This is a genomic window from Variovorax paradoxus, from assembly GCF_009498455.1.
Lineage (GTDB): Bacteria > Pseudomonadota > Gammaproteobacteria > Burkholderiales > Burkholderiaceae_C > Variovorax > Variovorax paradoxus_H.
This window is the reverse complement of sequence record NZ_CP045644.1, coordinates 4,550,757-4,567,333: the sequence shown is the minus strand read 5'-3', so window position 1 is coordinate 4,567,333 and position 16,577 is coordinate 4,550,757. Positions and strand designations below refer to the sequence as shown.

Here is a 16,577-nt window from a genome sequence, read left to right as displayed (position 1 = left end):
TCCTGCTTTTCAGTCATGTTTGTGGATGAATCTTTATCACCGGCGCATCGGGTGGCGCGGTGTGGTTTCGCAATTGCAGATAGAAGCAGAAGGCCACGGCGTCGATCGCGACCGCAGCCCAGCCGATGGCCTCATAACCAAAGAACTTCACCAGGGTGCCGCCCAGGACAGGGCCGATGGCCGAACCGATCATCAGCATCGCGGGCGTCGCGGACACGGCGCGCCCCGACGGATCCAGCTTGGCCAGAGCCCCGAAGGTGAATATGTGCGTGAAGATCACCGCGGAGACAAAGAATGCGCCGCTCGCCGCATAGGCGGGGAATGCGGTACTTGAGACCAGCACCACCGCGAGGATGGCTTGTGCGGTGGCGCCAGCAAGCACGACATTGCGTGCATCGAGGCGGTGCTGCAGGAACGCGGCGACCGCGCCAGGAACCAGGTTGACGATGCCCACCGCGATCAGCACGACATGCAGATCGGGCGGTGTGAACCCACGATCGGCACCCATCCGCTCCATGAAGGAGAACACCATGGCCTGCGTCACGTTCATCAGGCTGATGCCCGCCATCGCGCACCATGCGGCTTTCGGCAGCCGCGCCGGCCGCACATCGTGCGCCGCGGCCTCCGCCTGCGCCGGGTGTACTTTCGGGAACGCCAGCGCCGTGATGACGCTCGCCGCGATCATGATGGCGCCGAAGATGGCGAAGAGCCCTGCACCTCCGACCTGCGCGATGATCTGCGGGGCGGCTGCCATGTAGGCAATGCCAAGCACGCCTACCGCGACCTGCATGAAGCCGAACAGCCGATGCGGGTTGTTCGTGAGGGCGACGGTGCCATGCGTGATGCTCAATCCGACGCCAGTGGCAAAGCCCGCCGCAAGATGCAGGACCGCGAGTGTTTCGAACTGGCTGGTGCGCATGCAGGCCAGGAACGCAGCAGCCGAAATGGCGTAGCCTGCGGGAACGATCCAGTGGCGGCCGCGCAGGCGGTTGAAGCGCGGCGCCAGGCCCACGCTCGCCGTGACGGCCCCCGCCAGGAACAAGGTGGCCAGCGCGCCCGCCTGCTGCGGGTCGAACCCGAACCGTGCGATGAGCGTTCCGACCCACACGGGTAGCGCAACGATGTCGATCATTCCCGCGCAATGCGCGGCCATGAGGGCGATCCGTGCCCGGAAGCCAGTTGTCGAATTCATATTGAAGCCCTCGGAAAAGTTGTCACTTGGCGGCATGCGGTGATGTGATCCACAACGCCCCCTCATCGCATTCCAGCGTCACGGGCGTGAGTGCCTGCCCCACGCATGGCCCCTTGGTGCAGACACCGGTGTCGATGTCGAACACCGCGCCATGCCCATAGCAAACGATCGAATTCCTGTCGGCACTGAGGTAGGCATCCTTGCGCCAGGCCAGCGGCGCGCCGTAGACGTGCGGGCAGGTGTCGAGCCATCCCCTCACGCGGCCGCCGTGCCGGACGACGAACATCGCTCTTCGCGACATGCCTTCGGGAGCGAAGCCGCGTGCCGCGCGGTCAGGGAGCTCGTCGAGCCTGCACAGGTACGCGCGCATGCCGGTCCTTCAATGCGCCTCGCTGCCCGGCGGTGGGCCACCCGGCGCCCACTTGTCACGGTGCTGGAACAGGAAGATCTGCGATTCATCGACCTGCATGGGTGCTTCGCGCGCGACCCAGCTGTCGTCGTGCAGGTCCATGTCCGCGTCGTACTCCACATGGCAGCCCACAGGGCTGTTGAAGTACCAGAACCAGTTGGAGCCGAACTTGTGCCGGCCAGGACCCCAATACGTCTGGTAGCCCTGGGCGGCAAAGGCGGTGCCGCGCTGAAGCACCGCCGTAGGACCCGAGAGATGGAAGGTGAAATGCTCCACCCCCTTCATGAAGGCCGGAGTCTGGATCAGGAACAGCGTGTGGTGATCCAGGGTTCCCGCGGGCCTGAGGAAGGTGCCTGCTTCCGTGAAGCGGTCGGTGCAGCGGAAGCCCAGCCGGTCCACGTAGAACCTGGAGGCCTTGGCCTGATCGGGCACGAAGTACACGACGTGCGAAAGCGTCAGCGGCCGGAACTCTGCATGGGCATTCGCCCCGACGACGTTGGGAGCCCTCCCCGGCTTGGCACCCGGCGAGTTCACGGTCTCGGCTGCAACGTCGATCTTTCGCCTCACCGAGACCTGGAACCCCAGGACAAATCCCATGTCGTCCGACGCCTCTATGGAGCCGTCGGGCAGACGCTTCACCTCGCGGTCGCGACCCAGCTCGTCGGCGATAGCTTCCAGCGTCTCGCGGTCCGCGACACCGTAGATCGTCTTTCGCAGCATCGTTCCCGTGTCCATGGCGGGAGGCAGCGAGGGATCGCTTCTGTGCGCGATGACGATGGAGGTACCGTCGACCGCCTCGAAGCGCCCGCCGGATTCATCGACACCAACGGGCGCGAGGCCGTAGTCGGTGAAGAACTGAATGCAGGCATCGAGGTCATCGACGCCGAAGACCAGGGAATCAGGCCCCAGGATGTTCATTCTCTTTTCCTTTCGAGAGTGAGAAGGCTCCATGGCCAGCACTCGAAAGCCAAGCACCGATGTTCGTGGAGCGACGGGCGAATCGACTTCGCCGCAGCTTCCTTGCTTGTCTCTGCTTGTTGTGCTGGAACTGACTAAATACTATACGGACCGTATCGTTATTAATTTAGGACAAACCCTTGGGCGGAAGATGCCACTGGCGCGGCATCTTCGGGGTTTCCCGATATTTGCAATACGGTTCGTCTTGTAATATGGGTGGACAATTTCCAGGCGCCGCTTTTTTTTCCGGTGCCCAAGATGCGGAGACACAACCCAATGACGATCTCGAGACGGCAGGCGCTGGGCGCCGGCGCCGGAATGCTGATGGCAACGCTCGCCGGCAGGTCGCTGGCGGGGGACTATCCCGACAAGCCGGTGCGCATCATCGTGGCGAACCCGCCCGGGTCGGGCCTCGATGCCGATTCGCGCTTCTGGGCCGCAGGGCTCACCACTCTGCTGCGGCAGTCGGTGTTCATCGACAACCGTCCCGGAGGCGCGACAACAATCGGTACCGCCTTGGCCGCCAAGGCGCCTCCCGACGGCTACACCTTGCACATCGGTATCCCGAGTTCGCTGTGCTACATGTCCGAGCTGTACGCGAAGCTTCCATACAAGCCCACCGACTTCGAACCCATCAGCCAGCTCACCGCCTTGCGCAGCGTGCTGGTCGCCCACCCGGGGTTGCCCGCCTCGACGGCATCCGAACTCGTGGCGCTGGCCAAGGCCAGGCCGGGAACCATTCCCGCGGGAACGCTCGGTATCGGCACCTTCCAGCACCTGCTGGGCGTGTGGTTCGGTGCGATCACCGGGACCAGCTACCAGTTCGTCCCGTACAACACGACCAGTCCCTATGCGGCGCTGCTGGCAGGCGAGACGCAGGTGATGTTCGATGCGCTGGCGGCGTCCATGAGCAACATCCGCGCGGGAAAGCTGAAGGCGCTGGCCGTCACGGGCAAGGGCCGCCACGCACTGCTTCCGAACGTGCCGACCTTCGAGGAACTGGGCATCGCGGACTACGACGCATCGACATGGTTCGGCCTTCTTGCGCCCGCAGGCACGCCCAAGGCCGTGCTGGACAAGCTGTCGGCTGCCTGCGCCACGCTGGCAGGCAAGCCGGAGGTCATCCAGAGGTACCACGAATACGGCGGCGAGCCCGTCGGGAGTACCCCGGCGGAATTCGCGGCCTACATCCGCGCCGAGCGGGCGAAATGGGTTCCGGTGGTGAAGCGTTCGGGCATCAAGCTCGAATTGACCTGACGAGTGCGGGCGCGCGATCCCATGTCTTCCACACTGCGGCTTCTCTGGTTCGTTCCTTCCCCCGTGGCGCTGGCTGCCGACGCGTGGGGCCTCACGCCGGGCGTGTCGCTCCAGGCCGAGCGCAATCCTTCATCGGACGCCCAGTTCGAGGCGCTGGCATCCGGCCGTGCGGATGCCGTGCTCACGGCCATCGACAACGTGATGGACTGGAACCTGCGCGATGGGCCGCAGGATTTTTGTGTTGTCGCACAGCTCGAGCGCACGACCCCGCTGACCGTGATCGGGCAGAGAGGCCGCGACAGGCTCGAAGACCTGCGCGGTGCCACCATCCTGGTCGATGCGCCCCGCAACGGCTTCATCGTGGCCTTGCGCGCCATGCTGGCCGATGCGGGCATCGAACCGGACGACTATGCGCTGGAGCCGGTGGGCGGCGTGAAGGAGCGGCACGACGCCATCGTCTCCGGGCACGGCGACGCGACCCTGCTGGGACCGCCTTTCGACGCCATGGCACTCGACGCGGGACTCAGCCGAGTGGCGACCGTACAGGAGCGCTATCCGACCTTTCCAGGGCAAGGCCTCGTGGTGAGCGCGGGCGCGCTGGAGCGGCTGCGGCCCACGCTGTCCGCCTGGTTGCAAGGCCTCGACAAAGCGCGCTGGCGGATGAGTGACGATCCGGAAGGCGCACGTCAGATCCTGGCGCTGGCGGGCTTCTCCGCTCCAGTGGTGGACGCCATGCTGCGTGGCACGCCGGCCTCGCTGCGTCCGGACCGCGACGGCATCGAACTGCTCATCCAGCAGCGCCGCCGCTGCGGCCTGCCGGGCGCCGACACCACGTACGACAGGCTGGTGAATACCTCGGCCCTGCCCCAGGACTGACCCGGCCTTCCGTGGGAACGGCTCAGGCGACCTTGCGGCGCCTGGCCGGTGCAGCACCGGCCTCTTTCTTTTCGCTCGGTGCCAGCATCTGCATGATCGCGGCGCAGTGTTCGTCCGCGAACTTCTTGTCCAGCGGCAGGTGCCGCATGAGCAGCCGAAAATAGATCGGCGCGTACAGGATGTCCATCTGCAGCTCCGTTTCGAGGTCGTTGCGGAACTCGCCCCTTCGGCGTGCTTCTTCGACCACTTCGCGCACGACCGCCCGCCGCCCGTACCAGAAGCGCTCGCGGAATTCGCGCAGCACGTCGGGGTCGCTCTGGCCCTCGGCCATGATCTGCGAGACGATGCGCCCCGACCACCCGCTGTACTCTTCCACCAGCAGGTGGATATGGCGGGTCAGCGCCTCGCGCGGGCTGACATCCTTGGGCATCGGCGTGTGGCTCAGGTGGGTGTGCAGGAAGGCCTCGATCACCACCGCGGCCTTCGAACTCCACCAGCGGTAGATGGTGGCCTTGCCCACACCCGCCTCGCGCGCGATCGACTCGATCGAGATCTGCTGCACCGGCGTGGTCTCCAGGAGTTTCAGCGTGGCATCGAGGACGGCCATGCGCGACGCATCGCTGCGCGCGCGCCCGGGCGGGCGAGCGCGCGATGCCGCCGGGCCCGGCGCGGCGCCGAGCTTGGCGACGGAGGGGGCCGAGGCACGGCCGCGAGCCTTGGCTGCGACGGCTTGGGAAGGAGTTTTGGTAGGCAAGAAATTCCCGATGTCTACTGCGACGAGCCCATTATCTCGGACGCGCCATCCCGCACGATCACACCTTGCCGCCCGGCTCCAGGTCCAGCAGCACGAAGGCCATGCGGCAAGACTTGCCTGAACGGTTCGCCCAGCTGTGGTTTGTCGCCCTCTGGATCAGGATGTCGCCGGCACGCATGAGCGTCTCGCCCTCGTCCATGAGTGCGTGAATCTCGCCTTCCAGGACGATCGCATAGTCCAGGGACTGCGTCTTGTGGAACCAGAAGTGACGCGCGTCGCCGGTGTCCCGCACGCCATGCTCGTCGAGGAACCGCGCCAGCTCTGCCGGCTCGTAAGCCTCATCGGGCGGGAAGTCGACCACTCGCAGGAGGGAGCCACGCCTGGAATGAAAACCGAACGCCCGGCCCGCGGGCGCCGGATCGGGACCGGGAGCTGCGGCCTCGCCCGTTGCCCAGACCACCTGCGCAAGCGGCGTCCCCGGATCCGTGGTGTGGTTGGGCGCCGGTCCGTCCGACACGAAGATGGATTTGCCCTGCGCGTTCTCTCCGGTGACGATGCGGCGCACCGGGCGCGCGCTCGCCGTGGTGTTGGCGTGTTCTTTTTCGATCGTTGCTTCAGTATTCACGCCGAGGGTCCTTTCTGGTGGCGGTGTATGAGTCGTTTCGCATGTCGAATGGCACGATCAGGACGCCTTTGTCGCCTGTGATCGCGTGCACACATTGCGCTGCATGCCCAGGCCTTCGATCTCCGAGTCGAGCACGTCGCCTTCACGCAGAAAGCGGTTGTAGTGCATGCCGTTGCCTGCGGGAGATCCTGTCGCGATGAGGTCGCCCGGCCAGAGCTCGACGTGCGCGGAGATGTACTCGATCTGCCGCGCCACGTCGAACAGCATGTCCGCGCTCGACTCGTCTTGCATGGTCTGGCCGTTCAGCTTCAGGGTGATTCGCAAATTCTGCGGATCCGGCACGAAGCAAGCCGGCACCAGCACGGGGCCGAACGGCATGAAGCTCGGGGGCGACTTGGATCTCAGCCAGTCGGTGCCGAGCATCTTGTAGTCGGTGCGAGCGATCAGGTCGCGCGCGGAAACGTCGTTGACGATCGCATACCCGGCCACGTAGTGGAGCGCATCCTCGCGGCGCACGTTCCGGGCGCGCCGGCCGATGATGACGGCGAGCTCCAGCTCCCAGTCCGGCTTCTGGGTCGTCGCCGGAAGCACGATGGGATCGAAGGCACCCGTGACGGCCGAAGGCAGCTTTGGAAATGCGTACGGCTCGCCGTGCGCGGCCCGTTCGTCCATCATGTCTTCGGCCCACTTGCGCAGCGCGGGGCCCTCCAGGCCTTCGGGCCCGACGCCCATGTCGAGCGTGAGGTCGACGACGTGCTTGCGGTAGTTCGCCCCGGTGCAGAGCAGCTGCCGCGGCAGATCGACAGGTGGATGCACTCTCAGGCGTTCCATCGGCAACTCGGCGTCATGCCGGGCGGGCACGGTCTCCCGCAGCGCGCGCAGCACCGCCAGGTTGCGGTCCCAGTGCTGCAGCAGGTCCAGCACCGAAGCCGCCTCGGGCCATTGGGCTCCGCAGCGCAGCGCCTGCGCATGCAGCGCATGAAGCGGCAGCACGCGATCGCCGATGCACATGGCGGCGAACCGTTCGCCTCCATCGCGGGAGAAAGTTCCGAGAGAAAACTTCACGGCGGCCCTCTCACATGAAAGGCTGGCGCGGGGTCGGCCACCAGGTGTCCTGCTCGCGCGGGCCCATGCGGTTGCGCAGCACGCCGACACCGGACACCTCCAACTCCACCACGTCGCCCGGGCTGAGGCTGCGGCCAAGCTCCAGCGCGGAACCGTTGCCCATCGTGCCCGAGCCGATCACGTCGCCGGGCTGCACATGATCGCCCAGCGACACATAGGCGATCAGCTCTTCCACGCTCCACAGCATCTCCGAGGTATCGCCCTCGCCCCAGGTCTCGCCGTTCACCCGAACGGCCATGCGGATGCGGTCCAGGTGCGGAAACTCGTCGATCGTCGTGATCCACGGTCCGATGCCGTAGGCAAAGTCCTTGCTCTTGGTGGGGCCCATGCCGATCGCAAATTCATTGGCCTGCAGGTCGCGTGCCGAGAAGTCGTTGAAGATCGTCACCCCGAAAAGATGCGAACGCGCAGTGTCTGGCGTGATGTTGTGCGCGGTCCGACCCATGACCCAGCCGATCTCCAGCTCGTAGTCCATCTTCTCGGCCCGCGCCGGCCATGGCACCTGCGCTTCGTGCCCGATGACCGTCCAGGGAGAACCCTTGAAGTATCCGGGCACCTGCAGCAGCGCCGGCGCGGGCGTGAGCTTCATTCGCTCATGAAACTGGCGGATGTGCTTCACGAAGGTAAGCCCATCGCGCACGACCGACGGGTCGCAGGCCGCCGCCCAGGTCAGCCCTTCGAAGGGCTTCGAGGCATCGTCCCCGTGGCGTGCCGACGCCTCATGCGCCGTCTCGAGGAACTGCTCGCCGAGCGCAATGGCCGCCGACATGCTTTCGGGAAACACCGCGGATGCGTAGCGCAGCGCGGCCTCGCGGCTGGCACCGCGCGACTCCTGCCGCAACACCTCCGCCGCGCGCAGATCGATGACACGGGACTGCTCGGGCAGCACCATGCAGATGCGCTGAACGGGACCATCGAGGCCCTGTACGACAAATCTTCCAAGTTTCACGGCGACACTCCAATCCAAGATAATTTCGATACTGTACGTCTCGTTTTAAGATCGGCTTTTGGTGTTTTCCCTAGGGCGAAGGGGTGTCGGTTGTCGAAGGATTTCCATTGACGCGACCGCAAACCACACCTATATTTTGGACGATACGACTCGTATCGTAAATAGCACGGCGGCGTAAAGCCCTCGCATCGCCGGTCCCAGCCATTTCATTGCCAGCCCTGGCCCTATCCCATGAGCAAGCGCCCTCCCGTCATCATTTCCTGCGCCTTGACTGGCGCTGGAGACACCCGAGCGAAGAACCCCGCCGTCCCCGTCTCGCCCCGCGAGATCGCGGACCAAGCCATCGGCGCCGCGCGTGCAGGCGCTTGCGTCGTTCACATCCATGTGCGCGATCCCGAGACCGGCAGGTCTTCGACGAAGTTCGCCTACTACGAGGAGGTGGTACAACGTATCCGCGACTCGCGCTGCGACGTGCTGATCAATCTCACGACCGGTCCGGGCACGATGCTGACGGTGCCGACCGATGCGCCCTTCCGTGTCGAATCCATCCCGGACGCCGAACTCATGACGCCGCAGGAGCGGGTCGCGCACGTGGTCAGGCTCAAGCCGGACATCTGCAGCCTGGACGTCGCGACGATGAGCTTCGGCGACGCGGTGTTCGTCAATCCGGCAAACCACCTGCGCGAGATGGCCGCGGAGATCCACGCGAGCGGCGTCACCATGGAACTCGAGGTCTTCGACTTTGGGCATGCCCGTCTGGCGGGTCACCTCATCGCCACCGGCGCGATTCCCAAGAGCGCGTATTTCCAGCTGTGCATGTCCGTGCCCTGGGGCGCACCGGCCACGCCCACGGTGCTGGCCGAGATGCAGCGACTGCTGCCGGCGAATGCATGCTGGAGCGCCTTCGGTGTGGGCGCGGACCAGTTCCCGATGGTCGCCATTGCCGCGATCCTGGGAGGACACGTGCGGGTGGGCCTGGAGGACAACCTGTATGTCTCGCCCGGCAAGCTCGCGCGCGACAACGCGGAGCTCGTTGCCAAGGCAGCCAGGATCATCGAGGACCTCGGGTATGAGGTCGCCACGCCCGACCACGCGCGCACCACCTTGCTGGCCAGATCGTGAAGCCGGACGAGAATTCCGCAATGCTGCAAGAGGATAACCCCACGCGCGCATTCATTGCGGACGCGGTGGCCTCTGGACGCCGGCACCTGCCACTGGAGGTGAATCCCGCATTGGCCAGCCTGTCGGCCCTGCTGGTGGAAAGCGGCAAGAACGAACTGGTGATCAGGTTCACCGCACCTCGGAGCGCGACGCAGGGCAACGGCGTCGTGGGCGGAGGCACATTGGCTACCATGCTGGATCTGGCCATGGCGATGGCGGTCCTGGCACAGCTCAAGCCCGGCTACACATGCGCAACCATCAGCTTGACCGTCAATATGCAAAGCGCCGGCCCAGAAGGTCATTTCATTGCTGCGGCAAAGGTCGACAGGATCGGGGGGCAGGTTGCCTTCGCGCAGGCGCAGCTTTATGACGCAGGGCGCTCCAGACTGATTGCGAATGCGACCTCTTCGCTGGCCGTCAGAGCAGTCCGCGCGTAACGATCCCAGGCTCCACGAACCGGAACGGTTGCAACATTTCCCCAATGAGAAGAGCGCGTGTCGTGGACGTCGCAGAAACGCCTGCAGTGCAGGTTCTTCGCTATGGCCTCGAGGAAGACCTGGGTCTTCTGATTCGAAGAATTCTTGCGCTCTCGAGCCATGCCGTGAATACACGGCTGCGCGCGCTCGACGGACCTACCGAATCCCAGTGGCGCCCATTGCATTGCCTATACACCCGCGCCCCCTTGCGGCTGGTCGAGTTGGCGCGATTCTGCGAAATTGATCCTGCCGGCATGACTCGGTTGATCGACCGGCTAGAACGCGGCGGACTGTGCCACCGATCGCGGCTGTCATCGGATCGGCGAGTGGTTGAAGTTGTCCTTACCCAGCGCGGTGCCGAATCTGCCAAGCGGGTTGCACCAGTCCTCGATCGCCTGCAAGTTGAATTATTGGCAGGCTTCGACACCGAGCAGCGAAAGAACTTTCTCAGGTTGCTCGCACGCATGGCGACTGGTACACGAATCTCGGACCGGAGTCGACGCAACCACGACGGACAAGCAATCACCAACAACCAAGAGTCGCGAGCCTCTTTCGAGGCATCGAGAAACGCGAGATAGGCGTCACACGGTTGATGCGTGATGCGGCCCGCCGATGGAGAAGTGGCTAAGGCGGTCAAGGCTTCGAGGCATAGACGAACCAAGCTCTTCAGGAGCTCGCTCGAAGCTCGCCAAGCACAACGGCAGAGCCTTCGCGTGAGGTTCGCGGCTTCAGCAGCAAATGACTCAATGCAGGGATCAGCACCATCGCACCGAGCATGTTCCACAGGAACATGAAGGCCAACAGCAGGCCCATGTCGGCCTGGAACTTGATGGGGCTGGCGACCCAGGTGATGACGCCGACGGCCAGTGTCACGCCCGTCAGCAGCACGACCTTGCCGGTGAACAACAATGCGCGGTAGTAGCTCTCCGAGAGGCTCTTGCCTTCGCGCAACTGCGCCAGCGTGACCGACAGGATGTACAGCGCGTAGTCCACCCCGATGCCCACGCCGAGCGCGATCACCGGCAGCGTCGCGACCTTCACGCCCATCCCGAGCGCGACCATCAGCGCCTCGGCCAGAACCGAAGTCAGCATCAACGGCAGAACCGCCACCAGCACTGCACGCCACGACCGGAAGGTGACCAGGCTCAGCACCGCCACCGCGCCGTAGACCAGCAACAGCATCGTGCGCCAAGCGTCCTTGACGACGATGTTCGTCGCCGCCTCGATCCCGGCCGAGCCAGCGGCAAGCAGGAACTTCGTGTCCGCCGTGTTGTTCACCTTCGCGAAGGCTTCGATATGGTCGACCACTCGGGTCAGCGTGTCGGCCCTGTGGTCGCGCAGGGATACGTAGAGGGTGAGCATCGAGCACGCCTCGTTGTACAACCCGCGGGGCGCGCGCGCCGTCACAGTGTTGAGCATGTCCTGATTGGGCAGGAACTCGTACCACTTGGGGTTGCCTTCGTTGAGCCCGGCAAGAACCCGGCGGTTCAGCAGCGCCAACGTGCTGGTGGACTCCACGCCATCGAGCTGGCGCAACTGCCACTCCAGCGAGTCGACCTTGTTGAGCGTGTCGTACTGCGAGCATTGACCATCGGGTGTCTTGACCATCACCGCAAGCACATCGCTGGAGGCGCCATAGGCACCGTTGATGAAGGCCACATCGCGGTTGTAGCGGCTGTCCGCGCGCAGCTCTGGCGCGCCCGGGTCGAGGTCGCCGATAGCCAGGTGCTGCGAGACCACAACACCTGCGGATGCCAGCAGCATGCCGGCGATAACGGCACCGACAGCCCAACGCCGCTGCGTGAATCTGTCCAGCCAGCGCCACAAGGGCAGCTTCTGCTCGGCTGCTTCGGAGCGAAGGCTGCGCCGGGCGGCGGCCGGGCTCACCCCGGTATAGCTCAACAGGATCGGCAACAGGATCAGGTTGGTGACGATCAGCACGCCCACGCCGATGGACGCGGCAATCGCCAGCTCGCGGATGGCCTGGACGTCGATCACCAGGAGCACCGCAAAGCCTACCGCGTCAGCCAGCAGCGCCGTCAGGCCGGCCAGGAACAACCGGCGGAACGTGAAACGCGCAGCCACCAGCTTGGGGCAACCGCGGCCGATGTCCTGCATGATGCCGTTCATCTTCTGCGCGCCATGGCTCATGCCGATGGCGAACACCAGGAACGGCACGAGGATCGAGTAGGGGTCCAGCGCAAAGCCCATCGCGGGAAGCAGCCCGAGCTGCCAGACGACCGCCACCAGGGAAGCGGTGACCACCAGCAGGGTGGAGCGGATGCAGCGCGTGAACCAGAACACGGCGACTGCTGCGATGGCCACCGCGACCGCGAAGAACACCAGCACCTCGCGCACGCCGTCGATGAGATCACCCACGACCTTGCTGAAGCCGGTGATGTGAATCCCCAGGCCCTCGCGCTCGTACTTGACGCGCAGGGCTTCCAAGCGCCCGGCCAGGACACCGTAGTCGAGGGGACGGCCTTGTGGATCCTTGGCCAGCAGAGGCACATAGATCACGCTGGATTTGCCGTCGAGCGCGACAAGTTGTCCGATCTCGCCCGAGCGAGCCACGTTGGCGCGCAGTTGCTCCAGGCTTTGAGGCGAACCGTCGTAGCCCTCGGGGATGACCGCCCCGCCTTCGAGGCCGTCTTCGGTGACGCCGGCCCAGCGCGTGGATGGCGTCCACAGCGACTTCATCTGCACGCGCGCCACCCCGCGGATCAGGAAGACTTCGTCGCTCATGCGGCGCAGCGCCTCCAGGTACGTCGCGTCGTAGATATCGCCCTTCGGGTTGGCGACGGCGATGCGCACCGCATTGCCCAGCCCACTCAGATCCTCCTGGTGCCGCAGGAAGTTCTGGATGTAGGGGTGATGGGCTGGAATCGTCTTCTCGAAGCTGGCATTGAGCTGCAGCCGCGTGGCCTGCCAGCCCAGCAGCGCGGTGACCAGCGCACACAGCAGGACGACAAGCAGCCGGTGGTTGAACAGTGCCCGCTCGAAGAGCGAACCGGAACGATCGAAATCGAGAGGTGTCATGGCTTGGTATCGACGGTCATTACGCCCTGGATGGATAGGGCCAGCATCCCGCCGTCGGCGGTCGCGAGCAGCCCGTTGAGTGGCGGCAGCGCCACGCGGTTCACTGGCACGAACGCACCGCCTTCGCGACGCGCCATGACGAAGCCGGCTTGGTTGGCCAGCAGCAGCGTGCCGTCACCGGTCAACTGGCTGGCAACGATGGAGACCGGCATGGGCGCTGGCAACGGCTGCCAGGCACTCCCACCATCGGTCGATCGCCAGACGTTGCCGCGCATCCCGGCGAGCACGATCTCCTGGTCGTTGGGAAGCTCGAGTGTGAAAAAGCTCCCCTTGTACGGCGTGCTCAGGCGCTGGAAGGTCTGGCCGCCATCGTCGGACTTGAGCACAAGTCCCTGTTCGCCTGCGATGACAATGCGGCTGCCGCGCTGGCGAACGGCGTACAGGTGCAGGGCGTCGGGGTTGTCCAGCCGGTCGCCCCACGACACCCATCGCTTGCCACCGTCTTCGGTGGCAAGCGCCATGCCGTAGGCGCCGACGGCCAGCGCGTGCAACGGATCGACCGCCAGCACATCGAGCAGCGGCTTGTCAGGCCCGTCTTTGCGCATCTGCTCGGCGGCCTTCTGCGCCGCCGCATCGCCGCGCGCGCGGGCATCGGCCAGCATCAGTTCAGGAATGCGCCGACCATCGAGACGGCGCTCCCAACGGGTGCCTCCATCCTGTGTGACGAGCACGGTGCCCGCGTGGCCCACTGCGATGCCGTTCCGCGCGTCGGAAAAGCGCACGGCGGTGAGCGTGACGCTGACGGGCGTTGCAGCCTGCACCCAGCTGCGGCCCGCGTCATCCGACCGCACGATGACACCGCGCTCGCCCACAGCCAGCCAACGCTGCCCCGCCTGCGCCGCGCCCAGCAGCACGGTTCGCTCGGGCACACGAACCGTCAGTGCCGGCCGCTCCAGCGCCTCCCCCACCTTCTCCGCGCCCGACGCCGTCGCGCACGCGATCAGGAGGGCGAGAGCGCACCCGTGCTTCATGCCGCCGCGGCGCGGGTTGGCCACGCCGTGTGGACAAGGGGTCATGGCTGAACTCCGATCATGTGCTGCACTCCGGCCCATCAACCGCTACAGGTAGACCTGCAAGATCGCATCGTGAATGCCATCGCAATCGATCAGATCCACCCGTTGCGAGCGGATCCTGATGCCCTCGTCCGTCGAGACGAGATGGTGCGTGTACGAGCCCACGTACGACCTCGCGGCATCGCGCCGGAACTGCGTCACCTGAAAGCGCGACCTGACGACCACGACGCCGCTGGCGTCCGCCGGGAGGACACGCACATTGCTGATGACGTGATTGCAGCGCGTTCCCGGCTGTTGCCCCCCGGTACCGGCATCCAGCAGGCGTTCGCAGCGCGCCGTCATGCCGGGCACGTCGTCGTACAGAAATGACAGTTGGGTCTTTGGATCGGTGTCCTCCGGCCGTGCCGGGATCCAGTAGGTCGCATCGGTCGTGAAGAGATCGATCCACGACGCGAAATCGCGTGTGTCGATGTATTCAGCCTGGCGATAGAGAAGATCCTCGGCTTCGCTCCGAGTGAGGCGCAATTCGTGGGCGGTGGTCTGCATGTTCATGGTTTCCTTGGTGGTCAATGCGGCTTACCGCACGGTCATGTACTGGCTCCACGCCTGGTACATGTTGCGCATGCAGACCTCCGAGTTACCGGACGATCCCTTCAAGCTGGAACCGACGGCGATGTCGCGGTTCGCCTCGCGGCTCAGGCGCACCCACTCCGACTCCGGTCCCTTCAGGCCGGCATGGACGCGGTAGTAGGCTTCGAAGTCGTCTGCAGCGACCAGGTTCGAAGGCGAATTCCCGATGTTGGCCGCCGTGATGGCGCGGCTCGTGAAGCTGTCCGGTGCGCCTTTGAGGCGGAAGACCCAGATTTCCAGCAGGGTCTTGTCGACCGCCAGCGGACGAATGACCCGCAGTTGCTGGAGCGACGGCTGCATGAGCGCCGTCGGAAAGAGCATGGCGTTGTGGAAGTTTTTCCCGAGGATCGCCTGCGCACCCGTCTCGCCGTGCCTGGCGATCATCTCCGCCTTGTATTTCTCTGCGTCCAACCCCTTCGGCTCAGGGGCGAAAGCCGCCATGTCGAAGTGTCCGTTCGGATGGGCGACGAGGTCGGTCTTGGCCATCTGATCGGGCGCCCCGGCCAGCAAGGTGGCGACCTGCAGGCCTCCAGGGTGTTCGATCTTGAACTTCTCGAGCGTGCGCTTTGCCGCCCGTGCCGTCTGGTAGTGCACGAACGACGTGTGCATACCATCGCTCATGTTGTCGATGAAGATCTTCCAGTTGCTGTTCTGCACGGTCCGGAAGCAATCGCCGATGACCTCGATCCGGCCCTCGGGGGCGCGGTCGACCACGCTGTCGAAGCCGCGCATTCCCTCACCTGCCCAGGTCTTGAGATCGGGGCCGTCCGCCACGAGCGAAGCGAAGACGAATCCGCGGTAGTTCTCAACGCGCGGCAGGCGCCTCATGCCGTTGGCTCGGTTCGTCGGGTCGAAGCAGGTGTTGTCGTAGCCGGAACGCACCGGCACCCCTGCCAGCGAGCCATCAGCCTCGAAGCTCCAGCCGTGGTACATGCACACGAGCCGCTTGGTATGGCCGGACCGCTCGGGACACACGATCGCCCCCTTGTGGGGGCAACGGTTCTCCAGCACATGGATCGCACCGTCGGCATGCCGTGTCATGACCACCGGCTGACGGCCGACCTGCGTCGTGAAGTAGTCGCCGGCATTGGGCACCTGGCTCTCATGTCCGACGTAGACCCACGACCGGCCGAAGATGCGGTCCATCTCCAGTTCGAACACCTCGGGATCGACGAATACGCGGCGATGCACTCGCTCGGCTTCCACCATGCGCCCCAGGTCGAGGTCGGCGGCAGCGCCATGGCGCAGGGATAAATCCAGGGTTGTGGTACTCATTGGGGATTCTCTTTTCTTGGATGGCGAGCAGATCACGCTCGGAGGGTCTCGATCAGTTGCAGCGCGGCATCCCAGGACTTGCGCGCGGCTTCCGGGTGGTAGTGCGAATTGGCCGGCATCATGTAGGCGTGGCCGGCGTCCGGATGCACGACGAAAGAGCAGCCGTTCGCATCGGCCACGGCCTTCACCGCGGCGAGTTCTTCGGCTGGCGCGAGGTGGTCGTGCTCGCCGTAGTGGAACACCACCGGGCAGCTCGGCTTGTCGCCGGGCTTCAGGTACTTCGACACGTAGGTGCCGTGGAAAGACACCGAGGCATCGACGCTCAGCCCATCGCACGCCGCACGCCAGGCGTAGGGGCCGCCGAAGCAATAGCCCAGAAGCACGACCTTGCCGTTGCAGTGGGGATGACGCTTGAGCGCCTCGATGCTCCGCCGCAATTCATCCATCGATTTCGGGAAGTCGATGCGCATCGCGCGGCCGATGGCGCGCTGCACATCGGTCGCTTCCGCGAGCACGCCCGAATCCTGGTCGCGCCAGAAGAAATTCGGCGCCAGCGCAACGCAGCCGCGCGCGGCCAACTCGTCGCAGACGTCCTTCATGTCCTGGTCGATGCCAAAGACATGCGTCACAACGATCACCCCCGGCCCCTCGCCTTTCCCAGGCGCGGCGCTGTATGCCTCCATCTGGCCGCCCGCAACCTCGATCAGGGCTTTCTCGCGCGTGATGGCACGCAGTTGCTCGTCGAATCCATTCAGTGTTCGAGTCATTCACTTCTCCTT

17 protein-coding genes are annotated in these 16,577 nt (G+C 65.1%); 5 read left to right on the top strand and 12 right to left on the bottom strand.

The genetic code is table 11. The features are described from left to right. Positions 1 to 13: 13 nt before the first annotated feature. From GFK26_RS21045 to GFK26_RS21035, 3 genes are read right to left on the bottom strand one after another with little or no spacing between them, the layout of a single operon-like run. The gene (locus GFK26_RS21045) at positions 14 to 1,192 is read right to left on the bottom strand and encodes an MFS transporter (RefSeq protein WP_153283692.1); all 1,179 of its coding nucleotides are present in this window, start codon (positions 1,190 to 1,192) and stop codon (positions 14 to 16) included. A gap of 22 nt (positions 1,193 to 1,214) precedes the next feature. Next, positions 1,215 to 1,562 (bottom strand): Rieske (2Fe-2S) protein, encoded by a 348-nt coding sequence (locus GFK26_RS21040; protein WP_153283691.1) that lies wholly within the window; start codon positions 1,560 to 1,562, stop codon positions 1,215 to 1,217. A 9-nt stretch (positions 1,563 to 1,571) separates the two neighbouring features. After that, complete coding sequence (locus GFK26_RS21035; RefSeq protein WP_153283690.1) at positions 1,572 to 2,519, bottom strand: VOC family protein; 948 nt, start codon at positions 2,517 to 2,519, stop codon at positions 1,572 to 1,574. A gap of 315 nt (positions 2,520 to 2,834) precedes the next feature. On the opposite strand from GFK26_RS21035, the gene GFK26_RS21030 reads away from it, so the two are divergent. Further along, entirely contained in the window at positions 2,835 to 3,815 is a 981-nt protein-coding gene (locus GFK26_RS21030) for a Bug family tripartite tricarboxylate transporter substrate binding protein (protein ID WP_194273925.1), read from the top strand. Positions 3,816 to 3,836: 21 nt separating this feature from the next. Then, entirely contained in the window at positions 3,837 to 4,691 is an 855-nt protein-coding gene (locus tag GFK26_RS21025) for an ABC transporter substrate-binding protein (RefSeq protein ID WP_153283688.1), read from the top strand. A 22-nt stretch (positions 4,692 to 4,713) separates the two neighbouring features. Here the strand turns inward: GFK26_RS21025 and GFK26_RS21020 are convergent, their stop codons facing one another. The 4 genes from GFK26_RS21020 to GFK26_RS21005 form a co-directional block, all read right to left on the bottom strand. After that, the gene (locus GFK26_RS21020; RefSeq protein ID WP_153283687.1) at positions 4,714 to 5,298 is read right to left on the bottom strand and encodes a TetR/AcrR family transcriptional regulator; all 585 of its coding nucleotides are present in this window, start codon (positions 5,296 to 5,298) and stop codon (positions 4,714 to 4,716) included. A 205-nt stretch (positions 5,299 to 5,503) separates the two neighbouring features. Further along, the gene (locus GFK26_RS21015) at positions 5,504 to 6,070 is read right to left on the bottom strand and encodes a cupin domain-containing protein (RefSeq protein ID WP_228121727.1); all 567 of its coding nucleotides are present in this window, start codon (positions 6,068 to 6,070) and stop codon (positions 5,504 to 5,506) included. 57 nt (positions 6,071 to 6,127) lie between these two features. Next, entirely contained in the window at positions 6,128 to 7,081 is a 954-nt protein-coding gene (locus GFK26_RS21010) for a fumarylacetoacetate hydrolase family protein (RefSeq protein ID WP_153283686.1), read from the bottom strand. A 64-nt stretch (positions 7,082 to 7,145) separates the two neighbouring features. After that, positions 7,146 to 8,087 carry a fumarylacetoacetate hydrolase family protein gene (locus tag GFK26_RS21005; RefSeq protein ID WP_228121726.1) on the bottom strand — a complete coding sequence of 314 codons (942 nt, stop codon included), beginning with the start codon at positions 8,085 to 8,087 and terminating at the stop codon, positions 7,146 to 7,148. Positions 8,088 to 8,375: 288 nt separating this feature from the next. Between GFK26_RS21005 and GFK26_RS21000 the strand changes: the two genes are divergently transcribed. The 3 genes from GFK26_RS21000 to GFK26_RS20990 all read left to right on the top strand — a co-directional run bounded on the left by GFK26_RS21000 (position 8,376) and on the right by GFK26_RS20990 (position 10,359). Further along, positions 8,376 to 9,266 (top strand): 3-keto-5-aminohexanoate cleavage protein, encoded by an 891-nt coding sequence (locus tag GFK26_RS21000; protein ID WP_153283685.1) that lies wholly within the window; start codon positions 8,376 to 8,378, stop codon positions 9,264 to 9,266. Positions 9,267 to 9,286: 20 nt separating this feature from the next. Beyond that, on the top strand, positions 9,287 to 9,742 hold the full coding sequence (locus tag GFK26_RS20995; RefSeq protein ID WP_153283684.1) for a PaaI family thioesterase: 456 nt from the start codon (positions 9,287 to 9,289) through the stop codon (positions 9,740 to 9,742). A gap of 62 nt (positions 9,743 to 9,804) precedes the next feature. Then, positions 9,805 to 10,359, top strand: a complete 555-nt coding sequence (locus GFK26_RS20990) for a MarR family winged helix-turn-helix transcriptional regulator (protein ID WP_194273924.1) — start codon at positions 9,805 to 9,807, stop codon at positions 10,357 to 10,359. Between the two features lie 88 nt (positions 10,360 to 10,447). On the opposite strand, the gene GFK26_RS20985 is transcribed toward GFK26_RS20990, so the two are convergent. From GFK26_RS20985 to GFK26_RS20965, 5 genes are read right to left on the bottom strand one after another with little or no spacing between them, the layout of a single operon-like run. Next, the gene (locus GFK26_RS20985; RefSeq protein WP_153283682.1) at positions 10,448 to 12,820 is read right to left on the bottom strand and encodes an efflux RND transporter permease subunit; all 2,373 of its coding nucleotides are present in this window, start codon (positions 12,818 to 12,820) and stop codon (positions 10,448 to 10,450) included. Then, positions 12,817 to 13,896 (bottom strand): WD40/YVTN/BNR-like repeat-containing protein, encoded by a 1,080-nt coding sequence (locus GFK26_RS20980; protein ID WP_153283681.1) that lies wholly within the window; start codon positions 13,894 to 13,896, stop codon positions 12,817 to 12,819. The genes GFK26_RS20985 and GFK26_RS20980 overlap by 4 nt, the downstream gene beginning before the upstream one ends. Positions 13,897 to 13,938: 42 nt before the next feature. Then, entirely contained in the window at positions 13,939 to 14,463 is a 525-nt protein-coding gene (locus tag GFK26_RS20975; protein ID WP_153283680.1) for an aromatic-ring-hydroxylating dioxygenase subunit beta, read from the bottom strand. Positions 14,464 to 14,469: 6 nt separating this feature from the next. Then, complete coding sequence (locus GFK26_RS20970) at positions 14,470 to 15,798, bottom strand: aromatic ring-hydroxylating oxygenase subunit alpha (RefSeq protein WP_153283679.1); 1,329 nt, start codon at positions 15,796 to 15,798, stop codon at positions 14,470 to 14,472. Positions 15,799 to 15,830: 32 nt separating this feature from the next. Continuing rightward, the gene (locus GFK26_RS20965) at positions 15,831 to 16,565 is read right to left on the bottom strand and encodes a dienelactone hydrolase family protein (RefSeq protein ID WP_153283678.1); all 735 of its coding nucleotides are present in this window, start codon (positions 16,563 to 16,565) and stop codon (positions 15,831 to 15,833) included. Positions 16,566 to 16,577: the final 12 nt, after the last annotated feature.